This window comes from Sporosarcina beigongshangi, from assembly GCF_033485195.1.
GTDB classification, from domain to species: domain Bacteria; phylum Bacillota; class Bacilli; order Bacillales_A; family Planococcaceae; genus Sporosarcina; species Sporosarcina beigongshangi.
The window spans coordinates 63378-86670 of sequence record NZ_JAWLIR010000021.1 but is presented as its reverse complement, the minus strand read 5'-3'; the positions used below and the strand labels follow the sequence as shown (position 1 = coordinate 86670).

Annotated in this window: 25 protein-coding genes and 4 tRNA genes; 3 read left to right on the top strand and 26 right to left on the bottom strand. The window is 42.9% G+C overall.

The genetic code is table 11. From position 1 onward, the window contains the following. Positions 1 to 2: 2 nt before the first annotated feature. The 19 genes from R2B77_RS11325 to acpS form a co-directional block, all read right to left on the bottom strand. A tRNA-Leu gene (locus tag R2B77_RS11325) sits at positions 3 to 86 on the bottom strand. A 61-nt stretch (positions 87 to 147) separates the two neighbouring features. Further along, positions 148 to 223, bottom strand: a tRNA-Lys gene (locus tag R2B77_RS11320). Between the two features lie 35 nt (positions 224 to 258). Then, positions 259 to 330 (bottom strand) — tRNA-Gln (locus R2B77_RS11315). Between the two features lie 5 nt (positions 331 to 335). Continuing rightward, positions 336 to 410, bottom strand: a tRNA-Glu gene (locus tag R2B77_RS11310). Positions 411 to 600: 190 nt separating this feature from the next. Then, positions 601 to 1050 (bottom strand): SprT family protein, encoded by a 450-nt coding sequence (locus R2B77_RS11305; RefSeq protein ID WP_203248111.1) that lies wholly within the window; start codon positions 1048 to 1050, stop codon positions 601 to 603. Positions 1051 to 1086: 36 nt separating this feature from the next. After that, the gene (locus tag R2B77_RS11300) at positions 1087 to 3276 is read right to left on the bottom strand and encodes a Tex family protein (RefSeq protein ID WP_203248112.1); all 2190 of its coding nucleotides are present in this window, start codon (positions 3274 to 3276) and stop codon (positions 1087 to 1089) included. A gap of 218 nt (positions 3277 to 3494) precedes the next feature. Beyond that, a complete protein-coding gene (locus tag R2B77_RS11295; protein ID WP_212391660.1) occupies positions 3495 to 4082 on the bottom strand; it encodes a PP2C family serine/threonine-protein phosphatase in 588 nt (195 codons plus the stop codon). Positions 4083 to 4090: 8 nt separating this feature from the next. Beyond that, complete coding sequence (gene sigB, locus R2B77_RS11290) at positions 4091 to 4876, bottom strand: RNA polymerase sigma factor SigB (protein ID WP_203248114.1); 786 nt, start codon at positions 4874 to 4876, stop codon at positions 4091 to 4093. Continuing rightward, entirely contained in the window at positions 4851 to 5324 is a 474-nt protein-coding gene (rsbW, locus tag R2B77_RS11285; protein ID WP_203248115.1) for an anti-sigma B factor RsbW, read from the bottom strand. The genes sigB and rsbW overlap by 26 nt, the downstream gene beginning before the upstream one ends. Next, on the bottom strand, positions 5311 to 5652 hold the full coding sequence (locus tag R2B77_RS11280; protein WP_203248116.1) for an STAS domain-containing protein: 342 nt from the start codon (positions 5650 to 5652) through the stop codon (positions 5311 to 5313). Before R2B77_RS11280 ends, rsbW begins: the two co-directional genes overlap by 14 nt. Positions 5653 to 5733: 81 nt before the next feature. Then, a complete protein-coding gene (locus tag R2B77_RS11275) occupies positions 5734 to 6738 on the bottom strand; it encodes a PP2C family protein-serine/threonine phosphatase (protein WP_203248117.1) in 1005 nt (334 codons plus the stop codon). A 14-nt stretch (positions 6739 to 6752) separates the two neighbouring features. Then, the gene (locus R2B77_RS11270) at positions 6753 to 7154 is read right to left on the bottom strand and encodes an anti-sigma regulatory factor (RefSeq protein ID WP_203248118.1); all 402 of its coding nucleotides are present in this window, start codon (positions 7152 to 7154) and stop codon (positions 6753 to 6755) included. Between the two features lie 2 nt (positions 7155 to 7156). Then, positions 7157 to 7519, bottom strand: coding sequence for an STAS domain-containing protein (locus tag R2B77_RS11265; RefSeq protein ID WP_212391645.1), 363 nt, complete (start codon positions 7517 to 7519; stop codon positions 7157 to 7159). Further along, positions 7516 to 8346, bottom strand: coding sequence for an RsbT co-antagonist protein RsbRA (locus tag R2B77_RS11260; RefSeq protein ID WP_203248119.1), 831 nt, complete (start codon positions 8344 to 8346; stop codon positions 7516 to 7518). Before R2B77_RS11260 ends, R2B77_RS11265 begins: the two co-directional genes overlap by 4 nt. Before the next feature lie 185 nt (positions 8347 to 8531). Then, positions 8532 to 8882 (bottom strand): type II toxin-antitoxin system PemK/MazF family toxin, encoded by a 351-nt coding sequence (locus tag R2B77_RS11255; RefSeq protein ID WP_203248120.1) that lies wholly within the window; start codon positions 8880 to 8882, stop codon positions 8532 to 8534. A 4-nt stretch (positions 8883 to 8886) separates the two neighbouring features. Next, positions 8887 to 9177, bottom strand: coding sequence for a transcriptional regulator (locus R2B77_RS11250; RefSeq protein ID WP_322555695.1), 291 nt, complete (start codon positions 9175 to 9177; stop codon positions 8887 to 8889). A 133-nt stretch (positions 9178 to 9310) separates the two neighbouring features. Next, positions 9311 to 10450 carry an alanine racemase gene (gene alr, locus R2B77_RS11245; RefSeq protein ID WP_203248122.1) on the bottom strand — a complete coding sequence of 380 codons (1140 nt, stop codon included), beginning with the start codon at positions 10448 to 10450 and terminating at the stop codon, positions 9311 to 9313. Between the two features lie 232 nt (positions 10451 to 10682). Continuing rightward, the gene (locus R2B77_RS11240) at positions 10683 to 11684 is read right to left on the bottom strand and encodes a LolA family protein (RefSeq protein ID WP_203248123.1); all 1002 of its coding nucleotides are present in this window, start codon (positions 11682 to 11684) and stop codon (positions 10683 to 10685) included. Positions 11685 to 11742: 58 nt separating this feature from the next. Next, a complete protein-coding gene (gene acpS / locus R2B77_RS11235) occupies positions 11743 to 12096 on the bottom strand; it encodes a holo-ACP synthase (RefSeq protein ID WP_203248124.1) in 354 nt (117 codons plus the stop codon). A 111-nt stretch (positions 12097 to 12207) separates the two neighbouring features. On the opposite strand from acpS, the gene R2B77_RS11230 reads away from it, so the two are divergent. Then, positions 12208 to 12813, top strand: a complete 606-nt coding sequence (locus R2B77_RS11230) for a rhomboid family intramembrane serine protease (protein WP_203248125.1) — start codon at positions 12208 to 12210, stop codon at positions 12811 to 12813. A gap of 23 nt (positions 12814 to 12836) precedes the next feature. Here the strand turns inward: R2B77_RS11230 and R2B77_RS11225 are convergent, their stop codons facing one another. The 6 genes from R2B77_RS11225 to R2B77_RS11200 all read right to left on the bottom strand — a co-directional run bounded on the left by R2B77_RS11225 (position 12837) and on the right by R2B77_RS11200 (position 20103). Further along, positions 12837 to 14336 carry a PH domain-containing protein gene (locus tag R2B77_RS11225; RefSeq protein WP_203248126.1) on the bottom strand — a complete coding sequence of 500 codons (1500 nt, stop codon included), beginning with the start codon at positions 14334 to 14336 and terminating at the stop codon, positions 12837 to 12839. Beyond that, complete coding sequence (locus R2B77_RS11220) at positions 14329 to 14808, bottom strand: PH domain-containing protein (RefSeq protein WP_203248127.1); 480 nt, start codon at positions 14806 to 14808, stop codon at positions 14329 to 14331. The genes R2B77_RS11225 and R2B77_RS11220 overlap by 8 nt, the downstream gene beginning before the upstream one ends. Before the next feature lie 196 nt (positions 14809 to 15004). Continuing rightward, positions 15005 to 16507 carry a DEAD/DEAH box helicase gene (locus R2B77_RS11215; RefSeq protein ID WP_322555692.1) on the bottom strand — a complete coding sequence of 501 codons (1503 nt, stop codon included), beginning with the start codon at positions 16505 to 16507 and terminating at the stop codon, positions 15005 to 15007. A 444-nt stretch (positions 16508 to 16951) separates the two neighbouring features. Then, positions 16952 to 17653 carry an alpha/beta hydrolase gene (locus R2B77_RS11210; RefSeq protein ID WP_203248129.1) on the bottom strand — a complete coding sequence of 234 codons (702 nt, stop codon included), beginning with the start codon at positions 17651 to 17653 and terminating at the stop codon, positions 16952 to 16954. After that, positions 17650 to 19026: a UDP-N-acetylmuramoyl-tripeptide--D-alanyl-D-alanine ligase gene (locus tag R2B77_RS11205; RefSeq protein ID WP_203248130.1), complete on the bottom strand. Its 1377-nt coding sequence runs from the start codon at positions 19024 to 19026 to the stop codon at positions 17650 to 17652. The genes R2B77_RS11210 and R2B77_RS11205 overlap by 4 nt, the downstream gene beginning before the upstream one ends. A gap of 12 nt (positions 19027 to 19038) precedes the next feature. Next, complete coding sequence (locus R2B77_RS11200; protein ID WP_203248131.1) at positions 19039 to 20103, bottom strand: D-alanine--D-alanine ligase; 1065 nt, start codon at positions 20101 to 20103, stop codon at positions 19039 to 19041. Positions 20104 to 20388: 285 nt separating this feature from the next. On the opposite strand from R2B77_RS11200, the gene R2B77_RS11195 reads away from it, so the two are divergent. Next, positions 20389 to 21591, top strand: a complete 1203-nt coding sequence (locus R2B77_RS11195) for an FtsW/RodA/SpoVE family cell cycle protein (RefSeq protein ID WP_203248132.1) — start codon at positions 20389 to 20391, stop codon at positions 21589 to 21591. 34 nt (positions 21592 to 21625) lie between these two features. Here the strand turns inward: R2B77_RS11195 and R2B77_RS11190 are convergent, their stop codons facing one another. Continuing rightward, positions 21626 to 21766, bottom strand: coding sequence for an Lmo0850 family protein (locus R2B77_RS11190; protein ID WP_203248133.1), 141 nt, complete (start codon positions 21764 to 21766; stop codon positions 21626 to 21628). A gap of 306 nt (positions 21767 to 22072) precedes the next feature. Here R2B77_RS11190 and R2B77_RS11185 point away from each other — a divergent pair, with 306 nt between their 5' ends. Further along, positions 22073 to 23245, top strand: coding sequence for an MFS transporter (locus tag R2B77_RS11185; protein ID WP_203248134.1), 1173 nt, complete (start codon positions 22073 to 22075; stop codon positions 23243 to 23245). The last annotated feature ends 48 nt before the right edge of the window (positions 23246 to 23293 follow it).

The window sequence follows — 23293 nt, the reverse complement described above, 5'->3', positions numbered from 1 at the left end:
GGTGCGGTAAAGAGGACTTGAACCTCCACGGGGTTAACCCCCACTAGGCCCTCAACCTAGCGCGTCTGCCATTCCGCCACTACCGCGTGTATTTGGCGACAAACTTTATTATACATTACATGCTTCATTTGTCAACATTTTTTAAAATGGTGAGCCATGCAGGATTCGAACCTGCGACCCTCTGATTAAAAGTCAGATGCTCTACCAACTGAGCTAATGGCTCTCTATTATATATGAAGAAACAACTTCAAGGTTGAACTGGGGTAGCTGGATTCGAACCAACGAATGACGGAGTCAAAGTCCGTTGCCTTACCGCTTGGCTATACCCCACCGATTGGTGACCCCTACGGGATTCGAACCCGTGTTACCGCCGTGAAAGGGCGGTGTCTTAACCGCTTGACCAAGGGGCCTCATAAAGTATTGATATCGCATGTCTGGAACATCACATCTTGTTTTTGAAGTGGTATTTCCTAACCGACTTTTTCTATTATAGACAGTTCAATTCCCCACGTCAACACTTTTCCATAATTTCTTTTCAATTACTTTCAAAAGAAAGGCAAAACCGCCGATCAATTGCGACCCAGCGATCTTGCCTCTAGATTACATCTCCATTATAACCCCTGCACATTTCCCGCATCTATACTTCCGCACGTCCATCCTTCTTCTCCGCTTGTACTCCAACTCACATGCTACACATTTATAAAGATGTAGCGCTAGCCGCTTTTGATTTCTTTCAGAAAGTACTTTACAAAACCTTGGAGATCCCGTTTTCCTGAGCAGCTCCTTAAAGTCAACATCTCGGTGGCGATAGCCCTTTCCTTCTATATGAAGATGGTAATGACATAGTTCATGTTTGATAACCCCGACTAATTCTTCCATTCCATACTTCTGAAATACCAATGGGTTAATCTCAATCGAGTGATCTGCTAACATATAACGTCCACCTGTTGTACGTAACCTACTATTAAAGCGAGATACATGGAGGAACGGCTTTCCAAATACGTCAATAGAAATAACTTCTATCAGCTTCTGTAAGTCTGTATCCATCATGACCATTCCCCTCCTGAACTCAAGTACTACAACTCGTTAGCTTTTTACCGGCGGTAACATCGTTAATGAAATTCTACCCTTCGCTTTATCTACTCCCTCTACCCATACCGTAACGATATCACCCGACGACACTACATCTAATGGGTGTTTCACATAACCTTTTCTCAATTTCGAAATATGAACTAGCCCATCTTCCTTTACCCCTATATCAATGAATGCACCGAAATCGACCACATTCCGGACAGTCCCTTGCATTTCAAGACCTTGGTAAAGATCTTTCATATCTAGTACATCCGCTTTTAATAGCGGTTGTGGAAAATCATCACGTGGATCTCGATTCGGTCTTTGAAGGGTGTCGATAATATCCTTCAGCGTTACTTCTCCAACATCTAACTTCGCGGCAAGCGATTTAATGTCAAGGTCTGCCAATGCTTCCGCCGTTTCTTTCTTGCCGAGTACTTTTTTCCCTAATCCAACCTCTTCTAGTACTCGCTCCGCTAACGCATAGCTTTCTGGGTGAATGCCGGTTGAATCAAAAGGATCTGCCGCCCCAGGTACACGAAGAAAGCCGATCGCTTGTTCATAAGTCTTCGCACCAAGTCGCGGCACTTTCTTCAATTGGTTCCGCTTCGTAAACAAACCGTTTTCTTCGCGAGATTTCACGATGTTTTCTGCCACAACCTTCGATAACCCCGCAACATATTGCAGCAATGATGAGGAGGCAGTGTTCACGTCGACTCCCACTCGGTTCACCGCTGTTTCAACAACGAACGTTAATGATTCCGATAAGCGTTTTTTAGCTACATCATGCTGATATTGCCCTACTCCAACAGAACCCGGGTCAATTTTCACTAGCTCAGATAGCGGATCCTGCAAACGCCTGGCAATCGATACCGCACTTCGCTGTTCAACTTGTAAATCCGGGAACTCTTCCCGCGCTTTAGCCGAAGCTGAGTAGACACTTGCCCCCGCTTCATTGACAATTACATAAGAAACGCCTGCTGTTGCTTCTTTTATACATTCCACAATAAACAACTCTGTCTCACGCGAAGCAGTTCCATTTCCAATCGCTATAATAGAAACCGGATATTTTTTAAGTAGCTCCAAAATGATACGCTTCGACTTTTCCTTTTCCGGCTTCGGCGGATGCGGATACACAACAGATATCTCCAGCAGCTTTCCGGTTTCATCGACAACTGCTAGCTTACAGCCTGAACGGAAGGCTGGGTCCACGCCTAACACCACTTTCCCTTTCAATGGCGGCTGCAGGAGCAGGCTCTTTAAGTTTTCCGAAAATACATGGATTGCCTGTTCTTCAGCCTTCTCAGTCAAAGCCGTTCTAATTTCCCGTTCAATAGAAGGCGCTATCAATCGCTTAAATGCATCTTCAATCGCTTCCTTCACTTGCGCGGCTACCGGCACATGGGCTTTGCGGATCAATTCACGTTCAAGTCCCCCGATAATTTGTACTGTCGGGAAGGATACACTAATTCTAAGCACTTCTTCTTTTTCACCGCGATTCAACGCAAGCACACGGTGTGGCACTATTTTTTTTAGCGGCTCTTCGTACTCATAATAGTTACCGAATACGTTGCGCTCATCTTCCGCACCTTTTCTTACCGCAGATACAATCAAACCATTATTCCATGTCAGCTTCCGGATATTCTCCCGAATGGCGGCATCATCCGCAAACCGCTCGGCAATAATATCACGTGCACCCGAGAGTGCCTCTTCAACTGTAGTTATGCCCGCTTCTTCATTCATAAAAGGCTTGGCCATTTCTTCCGGCATGGCCGTCGAATATTCCAACAACTGATTAGCGAGTGGTTCAAGTCCAGCTTCAATTGCAATCATTGCTCTCGTCCGCCTTTTCTGTTTAAACGGACGGTACAAATCTTCAATGCGCTGTAGCACTGTAGCTCCTTCAATCGATTTTCTCAAATCGTCGTCAAGTTTACCTTGCTCATCAATCAGCCGAATCACTTCTTCTTTTCGCTGTTCAAGACCTTTGACATAACTATAAGCATCCTCAATTGCCTTTATCTGAACCTCATCAAGTGAGCCCGTTTCCTCTTTTCGATACCTAGCTATGAACGGAACCGTGTTTCCTTGATCAAGTAGCTCAATTACTTTTTCGGTTTGACGGATACTGACAGCCGCCTTGTCCGCTGTCGCTTTAATAATATGTCCTATCAATACAACCACCCTTTCTTCACTGCCTTTCATTTTAACATCAATTACGCCTTGCTGTAATTGCGTCCGGATTTTTTTCGAACACGCTAGGCCCATAGGATGTGGGTCATGCAACTATTGTCGCAGGACGCGACGAACTTAAGTTGCCTTCCTCTAAAGCTTCCCTTAAAAATCCGTGACATCCGCCGTAGGCTTTTATCTGTATTCTGCAGGTTTTTTTGCTGAATTCAAACAAAAAGCCTACTTCCCATTTATAGAAGTAGACTTCCCGCTATAAAGGTTGCATCGTCTCCGTCATCGACGGTTTGTAATACATTCCGAGACAATTCATATGCCCCTGAGCTCTCCTTTAATAAAAATTTTGGGCTATTTAACGTGACCCCATCTGAATGTAGAAAAAACAAATCTCCCGCCTGGTAGTCGTATTGCTGCGTATTTAACTTTTGAGGTCTCCCCGACAGATAGCCCATTACAGGCAAAGGATAAATCATCTTTGTTCTGTTGTGCAAAATATATAATCGAACATTCCCCACACAACTGTATTGTATCGTTTTCTGGGTATGGTCTATCTTCAAAATCGCAACAGCGGCTCCACGTTTTTGTACCATATATTCATTACAACGACTTAGCAATTCGTCAATCGTTTCAGAATGAAATTCGCTCAATACTTTTGGAATGATTTGTGCTGATTGACGAGCAATCGGTCCACTCCCTAAGCCATCCGCAATGGCGCAGATGAAATAATCCTTCTCGGCTTGCATGAAGTACGTATCTCCAGATTCCCAATTTCCCCGTTTCGCAGCCTGATAAACATAGACTTCAACGTGTTCAGTTAGCATAGATTCCACTATGAAACACCACCAGCCGCCAGAATTGCTTCCTGTAACTTCTTGATAGCTTTTCGTTGTAATCTCGAGACATGCATTTGGGAAATACCAAGTCGCTCTCCTGCTTCTTTTTGGCTTAATTGTTCGATATATGTATATTGGATAATCTGTTTTTCGCGTTCTGAAAGTACATTTAACGCATTCGCAACTAACATACGTTGATCTATCCTTTCAAAGCCTGCATCAGTATCTCCAATGATATCAAACAAAGTCACCAGCGCTCCATCAGAATCTGACTCCAGCCCCCGATCCATAGAAAGTGCCTGATAACTTCTTCCCATTTCCATCGCTTCAAGGATCAGTTCTTCGTCCACATCTAGGTATTCAGCAATTTCACTGACGAGCGGAGAGCGTTGTAATTCTGTCGTTAACGCTTCAACAGCTGCTTTAATTCTTGGGCCAAGCTCCTTAATACGTCTCGGAACATGGACTGCCCACGTTTTGTCCCTAAGAAACCGTTTGATTTCTCCAATGATTGTTGGAACTGCGAATGCTTCAAAACTTCTACCAAATGCCGGATCGTAACGACGAATCGCTCCTAAAAGTCCCAGCATACCTACTTGCGCTATATCCTCATGATAAGGTTTGCCATTGGAATATTTTCTAGCAATCGATTGTACCAAACGCTCATAATGTAGAACGAGATTTGTTTGCGCTTCTTCATTTTCGGTTTCCTGGTATTGCTTTATCCAAAGCAGTACCTGTTCCTTCGTTCCAGAATCACGAGGAGACTGTTCTTCCGACATCATCATCCCCCCGCTCTCCGCCGAGATATTTAGTCATAAAGACCGTCACACCCTCCTTATGATGTACTTTCACATCATCCATAAGTGTTTCCATCAGGTACAAACCGAGGCCGCCTTCCCGAAGAAATTGAACTTCCACCTGTTCGTTATAGGGCCCTAATGATTTTTTCGTCTCCTCAAAATTAAAACTTTTCCCATGATCCGCAACCATGATTTCTAACCTATCTTCGAAAAGTGCGCAGCCGACAACGACTTCTCCTTCCTCATCAGCCTTATACGCATGCTGAACCGCATTTGTAATCGCTTCACTCGAAGCTATCTTTAAATCTTCAATTTCGTCATACGTAAAACCTAATCGGCTTGCGAGTCCCGATATTGTTAGACGAGCGACACCTACATACTGGGCTTTCGCGGGAACCCTGATTTCAATATAGTCATACGCCTGCATCTTCGTCCCTACTTTCCTCAATTGCTATATCCATAACTTCATTTAAACCTGTAATTTCAAATAGCCTTTTAAGGCGCGAATTAACACCAATGATTTTGACATGCCCTCCGTTAGCTTTCACAGCTTTATAAAACCCAACAAATACGCCGAGACCGGTACTGTCCACATACTCCACCTCGGACAGATCTAATTCCGCTTGCATATCTGCCACTTTTTCAGCCGGTGCGAGGCACTCTCTTAACTTCGTGGCTGTAAACGCATCAATTTCACCAACAATTTTAAAACGTTGAACACTGTTTTCTTCTAATAGCTCCACCTGCAAATCCATAATTCTCACCCCGAGTTTTCTATTTTTGAAAAAATGCACACTAAACTGATGCATACCCTCTTTTTAATAAACAAAACTCTATTATTCCCTTTTTTTATAAATCACAATCGTAAAATCATCTCTCAAACGAAAATCCTGTGCTGCCGCAAGCTTGTTGTACATTGTATCCGCAATAACTTGAGCAGACTCTCCCTTTACTTCTAGCAACAGCGACTTAATCACTTCACTATCTATAAAACCAGTATCCGTACGTACTTCTGTCACACCATCCGTCATCATAGCGATGAAATCGCCTTCCTCTAACACAACTGACTTTTCTTCATATAGTACATCCGCATGAACGCCAAGCAAAAGCCCCTTTGCACCAAGTTCTGTAAACGTACCAGTAGACGCCTTATACATAAGGGCTGGCTCATGCCCAGCCGAACCGTAAGTAAAACTTGCATCTCTTGCATCGTACTTCCCATAAAACATGGAAATAAACATAGAGTCATCTACGCTCTTTTCCACGATTCGATTAACGATTTCGAGTACATTTCCCGGACTTGTATCCTCGTTACGCAAACTGTCAATCCCGAACTTTATCATTGTCATACAAAGCGCCGCCGGAATTCCCTTTCCCATCACATCAGCAACTGCTACACTTGTCTCATAATAATTATCATGCAGAAAATAAATATAATCTCCACTCATCTTTTTGGCCGGCTCTGTTACAAAGCCGATATCCAATTCTCGAACTTCCGGTATTTTTGTCTTCAATAATGTATCTTGCACCTTCACAGCTACATTGATTTCCATCTGGATTTCTGCCTGCCTACGGATTAAGCTTTGATGCTCCTTAAGAGCAAGTCCATAGTGAATCATCATTTCAATTAAAAAATCAAATGAATTCACCAGCTCATCCTGTATATCCGGATACATTTCAGTAAGAGCAATTTTATGAATACTAATGACCTCTTCAGGTGATATGTCTTGCCCAATGAATTTCCTACTAAATTTCTGCCCCAAATAAAGAGCTTCTTCATTTGGCCTATCAATATATTGCTGCATAATTTCTTTATATTGCTTCACAATATCCTGAGGCACCCATCATCATCCCCTCACCTAAGCCATTTTGTTGCGGTAATTACCGTTCCCACCCCAACTTCTGTCTCTAATTTAAATTCGTCCATAAGCCTTCTTACACCCGGCATTCCTGCACCAAGCCCTCCTGAAGTTGTAAACCCATCCTCCATTACTATACGTATATCCGAAATTCCGGGTCCCTCGTCAGAAGCGATGATTGTAATGCCTGATAAGCCATCTACAGAAAGACTTTCAATTTCAATTTTACCTTTTCCAGCATATAAATAAATATTACGTGCTAACTCGCTAATAGCAGTTGTAATGCGTGCCTGATCAACAGTACTAAAGCCGGACTTTTTAGCCTCATTCCGACCAAGCTGTCGAGCCGCAACAATATCCCACTCCCTATTTATCTCTACAGAAGACCGGTCCCCCATAATCAGGCCTCCAATTCTTGGCGTAGTTTGTCCAATCCGTTTTCAAGATCGAGCGCAGTCAATACATCCTCCAAGCGAATTCCAAGTTCAATGAGTGTAATAGCGACGGCTGGCTGAATTCCTGTAATAACAACTTTGGCTCCCATCAATCCCGACATGCTAATGACATCTCCTAACACTTTAGCGATGAATGAATCAATGAAGTCAATCGGCGTCAAATCGATCACCACACCTCTCGCCGTCGTTTCATGCATCTTTTTCAATAGATCCTCTTGAAACTGAATAGCCGTCTGGTCATCGAGTTCCCATTGGACAGAAACGATTAAAACGTCGTTTAATTTTAAAATTGGAATTCGCATATTCATGAGCAATCTACCTCCATCATGGTACGGTTCGTCAACCTCAAGGCCTCCTGCATCCCGCGTCTCAATGTACTCGTAGTAGTGAAATCATTTAAATTGATACCTAAAGTCACAATCGTCTGGGCAATTTCCGGCCGAATTCCGACAAGCATGCATTTTGCCCCGACGAGTCTGACCGCATCCGCTGCTTGAATAATATGATGGGCAACCATTGTATCGACAACTGGTACACCTGTAATATCGAGGAGAACAACTTCCGCCCTTTGCCTTACTACCCCTTCCAATAGGTTTTCCATAATGAGCTTGGCACGTTCCGAATCAATCGTTCCGACTAATGGCATAACTGAAATTTTATCGAAAACAGGAATTAGTGATGCAGATAACTCCTGCAAAGCGATTCTTTGTAAGCTAACCGTTCGTTCCCATTCCGTAGAGTAGGCTTGGATAATGCTTCCACGTAGGGGTGTAATCCAATTTGTAAACACATCCATGACAGGACGCAAATTACTGTTTTTAATGATCTCTTTTTCTTCTAGTAAATTAAAAGTAATTCGCGAAAAATTATCAATCGCCTTGTTCACAAATTTAATGGACCAACCGAAACGTACTACTTTTTCAGCGAAATCATTTAGCTTCGTTTCGTCAATGACATCGTCATCTGTAATATTTGACGTCATGAGTTCTGCGAATTCTCTACTTGTTTTTTCGATAAGCTGAAAAGGCATAAACTGAAAAAAGCGCTCATCTTCCACTTCTTCCATACTTACTTGCCACCGTTCAATAATGTTATCCAGATACTGATTTATACTTTCCACCATATATTTGTTCATAATAATACCGATAAGCCCCCTTGCTAAATTTCTTTAAGTGAAATACTACATATCCTCATTGTAACGAAAAAAATGAAGTAGCACACCTCTTTTTGTCACATAATTGAAAATAGTCCATTTTTCATGCTTCGACATCAAAAAACACCGCAGATATAAATCCTGCGGTGTTTTTCTTATATGTATGCTCAGAATTTGACGAGACCGAAGCTCACTTCAAGTGCTTCATCGACCTGTTCCATCAAAAAATCATCTAGTTGCGTAATCTTATCAGTAAGCCTTGACTTGTCGATTGTGCGGACTTGTTCGAGCAGGATAACTGAATCCCGCTCGAATCCATAGCGCGCCGCATCAATTTCAACATGCGTAGGCAATTTCGCTTTTTGTATTTGCGCGGTAATTGCCGCAATAATGACTGTCGGACTAAACCGGTTGCCTATGTCATTTTGAATAACTAGAACCGGTCTTGTACCCCCCTGCTCGGAACCAACGACAGGCGACAGATCTGCAAAAAAGACGTCTCCACGTTTTATTGCCAACTTTTCATCCTCCGCTTACGAGACGTTCCACCGTATGCTGGGCTTCAAACTCCACATGCAAGCATTCTGTGGCGATTTTCAGGTTGATTTGTGACATTTCGACGTAACCCTTCATCATTTCTTCTCTAATCGTAGCCGATTCATAGTCGGTTACGTATCGTTTTGTCGAAATATAAACGAAATCCTCACGCCCGGGCTCCAGATGAACGACCGTATGTTCATTTTCATTCAGCATCCGTTTTGGAATCTTAACAATGATTTCTTTCATGTTTTTATTTGCACGCAACGTCAGCACCTCCGACAAAGCCGTTCCCTCATTTCAGTACAAGTTCATCTTACCATTGAATAACGACAATGAGAAGACATAGAAGGAAGTTTATTGACAGGATTCTGCAAGACTAGTTGTTTTTTTGTCGAAAGTACGGATATTAGATAGGCTGTCCATCTTTCCCAATATATATTCTCGGAATACGTTCCGCAATCGAAACAGCAATTTCATATGGAATGGTGCCGAGTCGTTCCGCCCACTCTTCCATCGTAATTTCTTCCTGCCCTTGACGACCAATCAAAGTAACTTTTTCACCAATCGGCATTTCGCGTGCTAACTTCACCATGCATTGATCCATACAAATTGTACCGACAAGCGCTGCTCGCTCTCCCCCAACGAGAACATCCTGTCCCCGCAAACCACGTCTTAAACCATCCGCATAGCCAATCGGAATGGTGCCAATCCACTCCCCCTCAGTCGTTTCGTATGTGCCACCATAACTAATCGGGGTACCAGCCTCTACATATTTGACATGGACGAGCTCACTTTCGATTTGCAATGCTCTTTCAAGGGTGAATGGTAATTTTTTTGCCACATAATCTGAGGATGCAATACCATAAAGACCAATCCCGAAACGAACCGCATCCAATCCATAATCGCGATATAGGAGGGCTGCCGCGCTATTCGACGCATGAACAATTCGCGGTTTTTCTCGTAATGTTTGTACCAGCCCCTTAAACATCGCAAACTGTTTTTCCGTTGTTCCTTGATTCCCCTCATCTGCACAGGAGAAATGAGTAAAAATGCCATCTAATTGCACGTCTTCGGTATGCTCGACAATCGACAAAATCGCCTGAAGGGATGCTGCATCCCGTAACCCAATTCTACCCATACCGCTATCAATTTTTACATGAATTTTTAATGGTTTGCTAATTTTTTCTTCGTAGTCCAGTGCCATCTGCAACCACTCAGCACTAGAAACGGCAATAATGATATCGAGTTCAGCTGCCTTTGCAGCAAAGCTAGTGGGGGACGGACCCATAACAAGGATATCTCCACTGATGCCCGCCATTCGGAGCCGCACGGCTTCATCCGGTGTCGCAACCGAAACCATCTGAACACCTGCTTCAAAAGCAGCAATGGCTACTTCCACATCTCCATGTCCGTAGCCATTCGCTTTCACAACCGCAATTACAGAAGTCAAACTTCCAATATATTGTCTTAAGTTCCCGATATTCGCCTTGATGGCTTCCAGATTTATAGCTACTTGCGTTGGACGATAATGAACAGAGTTTTTCATGATGCCCCCTCATTTATATGTTGTTACTCTCTATTATCAATCCCCGACCCTTTCTTCGTCAATACCGGAGGCTTTGATGCAGGTCATGCAGGCGTTGCCAATCGAACAGCGAAGGGTTCGATTTGCCGTATTTCTGTGTTCTGTGCAGAAATTAAGGCACTGTTTCAAGACCTGGTGACCTTAGCCAGCGTTCTAGTATTCAGCAGAAATTTTCAGCTGAATCCAGATAAAATTATTTCATGCCCTCCGCTTGCATCGACGAAGCTACTTCAATCAACTCATCTTGCGTTAGCATTTCAGATGCGATGAAAAACGAGATACCATTACTTTCCCAACGAATGGAGTTGTCAGTTAAAGCTGCAACCGTAAATCCAAGATCTACAGGATCCCCCTCGATTGAGACAGCTATTTTTTGGTCAGGTACTGTAGCCGGCTCTTGAACAATGATGAATTCTTTACTTCCGCTAATTGTCATGAAGGATCTTGTGCCATTTGCTGTTTCCATTTGCTCTTCATCCAACGTGATTCCTTCCCAATTGACTGTTGGGTAATAAGTTTGGAAGCCTGTTTTCTTACCATCTTCCGGGCTTTGTTCTTTTTCAATATTCGAACCATCTATTTCTACCGCATAGTCTTCAGCTTTTCGTTCTTTTCCAAGTGTAATCTGCTTGAAAGTGATGCGTATTTTTTCTTCTTTATTCTCATCTAACACGGATACATAGGTTGGCAGCAATGTTTTTTTGTCGATATGAATTCGCTGCGTCGGCAAAACTTTTTTATGATTATTACGAGTCGCTGTTTCAAAGATATACGTCTTGTCTTTTTCAGTCATCGTCGCATTTTTATCCGCTTTAATATCATCAGACAATGCACCGATCAAATACGCCTGACTATTTTGTGCAGGCCAATCACTTTGGAATTTGTATGTTTTACCGAGTGATGGCGTGACAACAAATACACCTTCTTCATTGCGCACAATCATTTGTGAATCCTCGCTACCTGCTTGACTAACATTCACACGATAGAAGGCTGGCTTTGTATACCAAACAACAACATCATAGATACGTGGTTCTTCCCCAGTCTTAATCTCCATCGTCGCCTTTAGTTCATACCCTTTCGTATCATTCCACTTGCCACTAAGCTTTTTCGTAACATCCTCTTTCGATGGCGCCCCACATGCCGCAAGGAGTACCATAACTATAACTAACAACAGAGCAACTATCCGGCTACGCATACAGTTCATCCTTTCTCATTTCAATCGGGTAGGTCATCTTATGAGAGAGGATGGACATTTATGCGAGTAAGATTACTTGTGCTGCTGCTACTGTTTTCGTGTGCGTAATTGAAACAAATCCAGAGACCTTATTTTTTTTGAAATAAAGGATCGGCTTCCCACTTGCCTCGGGTAAAATTTCAATATCTGTAAAGTTACAGGCCTCACCAATGCCCGTACCATTCGCTTTCGCATAAGCTTCCTTGCCAGCAAAACGCCCCGCTAGAAACTCTATCCGACGATGGTTGGTAAGTGTATCATAAATTTGTAGTTCTTCTGACGTTAAAATTCGCAAACGAAACTTCTCTGAATGTGCATCTAATTTAGCAATACGGTCTAATTCAACGATATCTAAACCAATTCCTGCTATCAAAGCCATTCCTCCTTTCTAATTTGTTACTTAATTAAACAATCCATAGAAGTGGTGGATTTTGCTGAATCAAGTGAATAAATGTATAATATGCTTATAGATTGAGGTGAAAAAATGTTTAGTCGTACAGAAAATTTCTCGCAATATATCCGTCTGTATCCAATCGTTACAGCATTACTTTCTTTGAACATCCTCGTTGCTTTGATTGGATATATCCCAGGTATAGGGGATCGAATCTATTTCAGCGGTATGGGCATCAATTTTTTAATAGCTGAAGGAGAATGGTGGCGCTTATTTACACCTATGTTCTTACATGCTGGATTTTCACATCTGTTATTCAATATGTTTTCTCTATTTGTTTTTGGACCAGAGCTTGAAAAAATAGCTGGCAAGGCCCGCTTCCTAACTGTTTACTTACTGGCTGGTATTTTCGGCAATATCGCAACCTACTTCCTGCAACCCCTTGACTATGCAAGCGTCGGGGCTAGCGGAGCGATTTACGGGATTTTCGGCGCATTCGGGGCACTTGTTTATTACACGAAGCATATCCTTCCACAACTTAGACAAATCATTTTACCAATTATCGTAATCGGTGTCGTCATGACATTTATCCAACCAAATATTAACTGGATTGCTCATATTATCGGGCTTATCGTCGGATTTTTGATTGGACTGAGTTATTTTCACCCCAAACGCATTGTTAGTTGGAAAAAAAGATAATGAATTGGGAAGGACAGCAGGAACTACTCCTGCTGTCCTTTGTTTTCCCAGCTTCTTTCATACCAAGAAAGAATTCTCTCCGCCTCCAATTCCTCCATATGAAAGACATGCGCGCGAAAAATACCCATTCCTGATTTAACGCTCGCAGCTAATGTAGCTACCTGTTTACGCTTATGAAAATAATTTTGTTTCATTTCCAACGATTGAATCCTTTTCCTCATTAAAAATGCAGTTTGTAAGCTAAATCCTCTAAAACGCATCGTCAGCTGATTGCCTGTAATTTCATATGCCGCAGAGCGGTGTTGCCAAAGTCCAAAGAGAATGATAACTGGAATGATCAATAAGGAAAATAGTCCATATGGGAAGAAAAAATAAGTTAAAGCACCGATGACAGGAATCATCCATACGAAGTCAATGCGATAGTAAAAACGTCTCCCCCGATTAGGTAGTTTATGCGTTGGATCCTCTAGCACCAAGTTAGGAAATATCTGGCATAACGAATGATGTATAGCAGCTTTTTTAACCAAAGGGAATAGGTTAATTTTCGCACCTTCTGCTCCTCCACCACCAGCACTGTCAATAACGACTGCCGCATAGCCGAACAACTGTCTAACTGGATTCTCAATTATCCGCACACTTTGAACTCTATTCAACGGCACTGTCATTCTTTTCTTTTCCAATAATCCTCGCGTGATGACGATATCCTGCTCATCTAGTGCCACGGAAAAACCATAATATTGGAAGAACGTCATCGCAACGGACAATCCCCATACGACGACGAAGCCTAAAAAGACGACCAACGCAACAATCACAAGCCCATATTTAATAAAAACCGAAACTTCTTCATACATCCATTGATATGGAATCATATCGGAAAACTGCGATAAAAAGATGGCTGCACCCGAAAGTATGACACCGATACCTCCCGAAGTCGTCGCTAAAATAAAGAGATCCTTCGCCGACAAAGTAAAAATAGACTTCACATGCGCCTCTTCGTCAACAAATAACTTCTCTAGCCCTTCACCTTCATCAACAACAATAGCTTTTCTTCTAATTTTCGCCTCTGCGATTTCTAGTTCAATTCTTTCAGCGGCCGCTTTCGTAATCGCCGTTAGTTCCGCCTCCGATTTTTTGGCTGAAGAACTACCCGCAGTTTCCACCTTTACTTTGATTAGCTTAAAGGGTCGATGTAAAATTCCCTCTGTATAGTCAAGACTTTGAATTCGATCAAAGGGGATATACCGCTTCTTCTTGACGAACAATCCATACTCAATACGTAGCTCATCTTCCTCGAACCAATATTCAAATCGCTTCCACTTGATAATTCCTGTAGCCAAAAACACGATGAGCAGGACGCCAAAAATAAGAAATGAAGCATAATCTATGTACCATCGTCCCGTTCCTAAATCCTTCAATCCATTTGCAAAGAGTAAAACAATTAGCGGAAGAATCATTTCCTTTAACGTTTTCAACACTTCAATAATTGCCGTGATCCAATGCAATTTATAGCGATTATTAGACATCGTCTTCCGCCACCCTTGCGAGCACTGAAATTCTTCCACGTAGTTCATCCGCTTCTTCCGTCACGAGTGCAGGAATACTATGGTTCGTTGCCGCTGTGGAAATCGTAATTTCAGCTAAATTATATTTCCGAAGAATTGGGCCTTGGGCAGTATCGACATGCTGAACCCGCACCATTGGAATTAACGTCCTTTTGACGATAAAAAGCCCGTGCTGTAATTCAATTTCGGATTCACGCACCTCATAACGCCATCGCATCCATCTCACTTTCGGGAACAGATAAATGAATAAATAAGAAAATAACACAACGACGGCTACCGCAATTGCGTAAATCCACCACGGTCCTTCAAATAGATAGGCCAAAACTCCGGCACCTATCGCAACAAGCAATAGCAATGCCGTTTGCATAATGCCATAAAGTCTCCACACTCTTAAACCTTTTTCCGATATCCGATTGCTTGGCTGCGCCCTCATATGAACACCTCTTTCTATACATTCTATACGATTCGCAAGTGAAAATGTTTCATTTTTCCTGAAACAATCAAACCATATACAAAAAAGTCGGGGGCGTATACACGCTCCCCGACTTTTAACCTTTATTCGACAAACACTTGCGAGCTCGAAAAAATCTGGACACAATTACGCCTAGGCGCAATTGATAAAGGAATGATTAACGTTCTGTTCTTGTGCTGCGTGAACGACCGCTATCTCTTCTTGCTCCGTCACGACTTCCGCCGCCACTACGACGAGATGCTCCGCCACCATAACCACGACCACCGCCGTTACCTGATGAACGACCGCCGCTGCGGTTACCTTTGTAGCCACCACCACCGCTACGTGAACCTCCACGTGCTGGTAATGGACGCTCTTCCGAAATCGATACCGGTGTATCATTCGGTTCGCGTGTTAATGAACGAAGTGCCGCTGCAACAAGATCATTCGCATCGAATTTAGTAAGTAATTCAGATGCTAAATGCGTGTAGTCACTCAATTCATTTTTCTCAACGATTTCCGCTAACTGCTCAACCGCTAGACGTTGCTGACCAACAAGTGCTTCGTCAGAGGATGGTGGCGTTAAAGGAGTCATGCGCTTTTTAGTTGTTTCTTCAACGATACGTAGGTAACCCATTTCACGTGGTGTAACAAATGTAATCGCCACTCCACTTTTTCCTGCGCGACCTGTACGACCGATACGGTGAACATAGCTTTCAGGATCCTGTGGAATATCGAAGTTGTAAACATGTGTAACCCCTGAAATATCAAGGCCACGTGCCGCAACGTCAGTCGCAACAAGAATATCTACTTTACCTTCTTTGAACTGACGAAGAACTGACATACGTTTTGCTTGTGTCAAGTCGCCGTGAATACCTTCAGCGATGTAACCGCGAATGCTTAGTGCATGTGAAAGCTCATCAACACGACGCTTCGTACGACCGAAAACAATCGCAAGCTCTGGTTGGTGAACATTCAATAGACGTGACAGGATATCAAACTTCTCGCGCTCCTGTGATTTCACGAAGAACTGCTCGATGTTTTCAACAGTCATTTCTTTTGACTTGATTTTAACGATTTCTGGGTTCTTCATGAACGTTTCCGCAATTTTACGGATTGGTCCAGGCATTGTAGCCGAGAACAGAAGTGTTTGGCGTTCAGCCGGAACACTTGCAAGAATTGTGTTGATGTCTTCGATGAAGCCCATGTTCAACATTTCATCTGCTTCGTCAAGTACTAGCGTTTGTACGCCATCCAATTTCAACGTTTTACGTTTAATATGGTCGAGGATACGTCCAGGCGTTCCAACGATGATTTGTGGATTGTTGCGTAGCGCACGGATTTGACGCCCGATTTCTTGCCCACCGTAAACAGAAAGGATGCGTGCACGTTTGTCAGCACCAATTTTGTAAATCTCTTCAGAAACTTGAATAGCCAACTCACGTGTTGGTGCGATAACAAGTGCTTGTACCGCTGGGTTTCTTGTGTCGATTTTTTCAATGATTGGAATACCAAACGCCGCTGTTTTCCCTGTACCTGTTTGTGCCTGACCAATAACGTCAAGACCTTCCATACCAAAACGGACAGTACCTTCTTGGATTGGTGTTGCTTCTTCGAACCCCATTTTACTTAGAGCACGTTGTGTTGATTCACTGATGTTTAATTCTGAAAAATTCGTCAAACTTCTCAATCTCCTTTGTTTTCTCATTTGACAATTGGTTACATTTGCAAATGAAGGCGCGGCAAATTCGAGCCATTAAAGGGAACGTTTCCGATATTTTGCATTCTCTATAGTAGAGGTTATGGTTGAAAAGGAAAGCCCGGTCTTTGCCGAGCGGTTCGATCAACGGACAATTATCCGCTTTAGGTGAACAAACCGTTTTATTCAAAAAAAAGTACTCTTCACCAATTGAAGAGTCCCGTGTAAATGTATCCAATGCTCATCACAGTGTAACATGCAAAATCATCCCCTGCAATCATTCTGCTTAAGTAGTAATAATCAGTTTATTACCAGAAAAGCGTAGACTGCCGTTTTGGCCCGACAGGCATAAGACGGATTAGCGAAGCAGCGTCTTTTGCTGCACAGCTAATCTGGCTTATGACCCGAGGGACTGGCTGTCGAAGCCTAGACAAACTCATCTCGTTTCATGAACGCCAACACTTCCTTAAACCAATTATCACAATCATCGCTGTAACAGATATGATGCTTCCCGAGGTCCGATATTATGAATTCCTTTTTTTCGGAACCTAATTTTTCAATTAAATATTTAGCTGAAGCCAAGGGAACAATTCCATCCTTTTTCCCTTGAACAATGCAAACTGGTGCTGTAATCCGCCCATAATATGGTTCAACGATTTTCACGATACGCAAAAACTCAATGACTGCACGTAGTGGTGTGTGCTTCAGCTTGTATTCATACAAATGATAAAATGTATTCGGTGGATATTTTTTCGTCATTGATTCAGCAAGCATAATGCCCACATCTTCAAGCAAATTGCGGGGACTTATATATTTTGCAGCCGCACTCAAAAGGACTAACTTGTCAATTTTATACCGCAATGCCAAATAGAGCGCAATGAGTCCACCCATAGAAAAGCCGACCACAATGACACGGTCGACTTCCTTCTGTAATTTTTTGAGTGCTAACTCCGCTTCCATCAGCCAAGATTCAGCTGATACTTTACCAAGCTCAAGTGTAACACCATGTCCCGGTAAGATAGGGACAGCGATTTTCCAGTCTGTTTTGCTGTTTAAGTAGTTCACAAATGGACGGACTTCAAAAGAACCTCCGGTGAAGCCGTGGACGAATAACACTCCTGTCCTCATTTGCCACTCAACCCTTCCAGTACATGTTCAAGTGCCATTCCCCGCGAGCCCTTCAACAAAATGATTGAATCAGCTCCCGTCGCGTTTCGAAGCACATCGACTAGTGGTGCATAGTCCTTTTCCGACCACAACAACTGCGCTTTGACAGTTTGCTCGCTTAATAATGCCCCATGCAACCATTTCATGCGCTGTCCGAACAATAATATCCCCTTCAAGTCCATCTTTAACAACTCGCCTGCTAGCTGCTCATGGTATTGTCGCTCTTCCGCGCCAAGTTCAAGCATATCAGCCAGAACGACCCACTTGTCTTTGCGTAAGCCCGTCTCTTGAATAAATGCAAGCGCCGCACGCATCGATGTCGGAGCAGCGTTATAAGCATCATTAATTACTAACGCACCATTTGCCATGACCACCGGCTGCATACGCATATCTGTTAGCGTTGCATTGCGAAGTGCCATTCGAATTGCCTCTGCCTCAACCGCTAATTCATTAGCGAATAGAATAGCGGCAAGCGCGTTCTTCACTTGATGAGCCCCGTAAACAGGAATTGTAAACGACTCATTCAATAGCCCTTTCACGGTAAAATGACTGCCTTCATCACTCGACTCAATGTCCTTCAGTGCCAATGTAGCTTCTTGATCATATCCAAATGAGAGGGCTTCAACGGAAGATTGCTGCTGAACAAGTTCCTGTAACAACGGTTCGTCACCGTCATAAAAAAGCTTGCCACCTTGTTGCAGTCCGTCAATCATTTCAAATTTCGCCATTGCTATTCCCGCGCGTGAGCCGAGATCTTGCATATGCGCTTCTCCGATATTGGTAATGATGGCGTAATGCGGTTTTGCCAATTTCGATAAAAATGAAATTTCCCCGAAGCCACTCATACCCATTTCTAGGACAGCAATTTCTGTCTCTTCATCCAACGATAAAATCGTCAATGGCAAACCGAGTTCATTATTGAAGTTTCCTTCTGTTTTTTGCACCTTAAAATAAGGTGACAGCACGCTCGCGACAAGATCCTTTGTTGACGTTTTACCATTAGACCCTGTAATTCCAATGACTTTACAAGATAGTGTATCCCGATAAGCCCGGGCCATCTCCTGCAATGCAAGTTCGGGATTGTCTACAAATATCAGAGCCACATTAGCCGGCGGATCCGGTTCATCTGTCATCCATAAAGCAGCAGCTGCCCCTTGTTCAATAGCCTGTTGCACATAGCGGTGTCCATTCACCTGCTCCCCGCGAAAAGGGATGAACAGATCTCCTGCCTGCACATTCCGAGAGTCAATGGAAACTCCTGTTACAAGCACACCATCCATCTGCTGTCCCGTCGCTTGTAGCCATTCCGCCAGTTCTGTTAATTTCCGTTTCATGTTACACCACACTCAATCCATCATATATTGTATGTTTTGTTTTTCTGCATGTCGTTGTATTGCCAATTCAATTAGTTTGTCGATTAGCTCAGGATACGCTACGCCTGTTTGCTGCCAAAGCAACGGGAACATACTTGTTGGCGTAAAGCCTGGCATCGTGTTCACCTCGTTAATGAGCACTTCATCTGCAGCTGTTACAAAGAAGTCTGCACGTACTAGCCCTGAACAATCGAGCACTTTATAAGCGCGCAGCGCCATGTCTGCCATTGTTTGTGCAACTTCTGCTGATACTTGTGCAGGAATAACCAATTCTGTATTACCGTCTTTATATTTTGCTTCGTAATCATAAAATGCAGTCACTGGTTTTATTTCTCCAGGTACCGAACAGGCTGGCTCATCATTGCCCATGACGCCCATTTCAATTTCCCGCGCAACAACACCTTGCTCAACAATGATGCGTCGGTCAAACTTCAGCGCCATATCGACTGCCGCAATCAGACTTTCTCTGTCCGTTGCCTGACTAATGCCGACACTCGATCCAAGATTTGCGGGTTTAACAAACATCGGCCAGCTAAGTTCATTTTCCATTTTGTCTATCCATTGTTGACGTTCCTGCACCCAGCCACTACGCAAGAAGAAAACGTAAGGCACTTGTTGTAAATCAACCTGTGCAAATAATTGCTTCATAACCACTTTGTCCATTCCTGCCGATGATGCCAGCACACCATTTCCTACATATGGAATATTCATCACTTCAAATAAGCCTTGCACCGTACCATCTTCCCCATTCGTACCGTGAAGAAGCGGAAAAACAATATCCAACGCTCCACCATTTAAAAAATTGTGGATGCTATCTGGTTTGTCATTGCCCTCTCCCGCGAGTCGAAGCTCCTCAAGTGTAACCACTGGCCCTTCGAGCGCTGAACCTCGTCGCCACTCGCCGTCATAAGTAATATAAACTGGAATTACTTCATATTTACTAAAGTCCACTGCCTGCGTCACTGCACGCGCTGTCGACAATGACACTTCATGCTCCGCCGACTTTCCCCCATAAACAATACCTAATCTCTTTTTCATAGTTAACCCTCACTGTCCGTTGATTTTCTATACTTTAGTTTACCATGAATCAACCATTTTCATGAATAATTTAGGGAAGTTTAATCAATCACACCTCGGCATAATTGCTTGCAAGTTTAATAACATTTGCCAATCAATCCTCAATTTCTCCACAAGCTTAGCACGCAAGATTCTGCTGGGCAACTTTGTTATTCCTTAGGCGTCTAATATGAGGATATGCATCTACACGCTCGATGCGTTATACTAATAGATGTTCATATATTACATTAAAGGTGACTTAAAAAAATGAAATTACCTAATAAACCGAAAGAACGCTTTGACTGGACACTTGCATTTATCTTATTAATCTTTTGTTTAATAAGCTTATTTGCAATTGCCTCCGCACAGACGACAGGGCAATATACACTGGCGGGTGTCCCCATAAACTTCATTCCCTCCCAAATTCAATGGTATATCATCGGGACAATCATTATTGCGATTACGATGTACTTAGAGCCCGAACAATATAAAAAGGCAGCTTGGGTTATTTACGGCGGTGGTATTTTCCTACTAGCCACTTTGCATTTTCTTCCTGACGGTATGGAACTTGTTGCGGAAAGAAACGGAGCAAAAAGCTGGTTCCACATTCCTAAAATCGGGAGTATTCAGCCTGCCGAGTTTATGAAAACCTTTTTCATTATTGGCATGGCACGAATGATCACTACCCACCACGAAAAATTCATTAAGAAAACATTGAAAACAGATTTCTATTTACTTGGTAAAATAATCGTTTTGTTATTTATTCCGTTGCTATTCATTATGATGCAAACCGATCTTGGTACGGGGCTCGTATTCATCGCGATTACGGCTGCTTTAATTATCGTTTCAGGGATTACTTGGCGCATTATCGTGCCGCTCTTTGCCGGAACCGCGGCAATTGGAGTTACGTTGCTGTTATTAGCACTGTATGCACAGAAATTTCTAGAAGATACATTCGGCTTCAAATCATACCAAGCCGCAAGGATCTACTCATGGATAGACCCTTATAGCTATGCGTCTGATGAAGGGATGCATCTCATTACATCATTGAACGCCATTGGATCTGGCGAGATTTTAGGTAAAGGCTATAAAGGTCGCGAAGTATATGTGGCCGAGAGCCATACTGACTTCATTTTCACATCCATTGGGGAAGATTGGGGATTCATCGGCGCAAGTCTCGTCATTTGTATGTATTTCTTCCTCATCTATCATTTGACGAAAATTACACTTGAATTGAAGGATGCATTCAGTACGTATATTTGTGCGGGAATCATTGCTATGATTACGTTCCACGTTTTTGAAAATATCGGTATGACCATTCAGTTGTTGCCGATTACAGGAATCCCACTGCCATTCATCAGTTACGGGGGAAGCTCGCTGATGGGGAATATGCTGGCAATTGGACTAGTGTTTAGTATGAAGTTCCATCATCGAACGTATATGTTTAGTTCGGATGAGGACGATGAATAAAAAAACTCCGACAAAATTTTGTCGGAGTTTTTCTTTATTGCGACTGAATTTGTGGGTCTTGCGCAGGTGGCGCTAGGGCTTTCAGCATTTCCAGACGGGATTTCGTCAATGTTGCCGAAACACCCAACTTCGCCAAGTTGGAGATGATCGTTTTCAAATCAACTTCTTTAGCCATCTTTTCCACCTCGACCTTTCTATTAGTTCAAGACGTTTATATACAGATAAAGTTTCTTATTTTCATGGAACTTATTCCATACAATTCCTACTACAATGATACCACTCCTGACCACTTTTAAATCTTTCAATTATGTTACAAATTATCCCCATTTGTAAATAATTCATACATAGAAGTTTAGTTTGGACACTCTTACGCTTTCGTTGCATACTCCCTCACATCATTTGCAAAATACACATATTCTTTGTGCGATTGGGATGCGACGGGTAAAATAGAAATAGTGATTCAAGAGAAAGTGGGGGTATGATGAAAAAAGCAATTCTTCTACTAATGTCCATCCAATTTTTTGTTTACCTCGGATTCGGAATCATTATTCCGATTCTTCCCGAAGTCATTGTGCAGCAAGGCTTTTCTGAAGTCCATGTCGGGGGACTTTTAACCATCTACGCACTCGCTTCCTTCTTTACTGCACCGCTTTGGGGGGCATTGTCTGATCGAACGGGCAGAAAAAAGTTAATCATGATTGGGCTGCTCGGCTTCAGTATGAGCTTTTTACTGTTTGCGTTATTCATTGAAAATTTACCACTTTTATATGTGTCGCGCGTAGTTGGTGGCGTGTTCTCTGGCGCTCTCTACACGGCTGTGACTGGATTCGTTGCGGATATGACAGATGAGGAAAATCGTAATAAATATATGGGGCTGCTCGGCATGTCGATAGGTCTTGGTTTTATTTTCGGACCTGCAATTGGTGGGGTACTTGGCCATTCGAGTCTTCAGCTTCCGTTCATCATATCTGGCGTATTGACTTTACTATTAATGATCTACGCGGGAATCATTTTGAGCGAACCGGAACAACGAGGTCAGGCGAATAAACGCGCGTTGCTCCCTAAAGGCGGAGCCATGCTATGGCAATATCGCATTCGCTTTCTATTCTTATTCTCCTTCATGGTTACATTTTTACTTGCTGGACTGGAGGCTACATTCCAACTGTTCCAAATGACCAAAATTGACATTACGCCCCTTCAACTCGGTTACTTGTTCATGGCCAGTGGTTTTGTCGATGCTGCCATTCAAGGCGGTGTCGTTCGTCGGGTGAAAAATGGGACCGAAACAACATGGATGATTTGTGCACAACTCGTCGCAGCCCTGGGACTTGTCCTCATCCCATTCACATCCAGCCTTATTTGGGCAGGATTCGCGTTGAGCGTTTTCACCGGTGGGAATGCACTTGCCCGGACAGTTTTAGTTTCATTGACAACAAAAGAATCCGGTGGCAAATATGGAACGGCAGCTGGAATGGCCTATTCTATGGACAATATGGGACGAATTATCGGACCAGTGCTATTCATATCGATTTTCACACAAATGGCTGGCAATATGTATGTTATTTCAGCCGTTCTTGCAGTCCTATCTATCGGTTTGATACTACTGTTTAGACATTCAACTAAAACACTACGTGACTTGAATGTTAATTCCTAAAAAGAAATAGAACTATCCCCTAAAATCATGAATATGACTTTTCTGGAT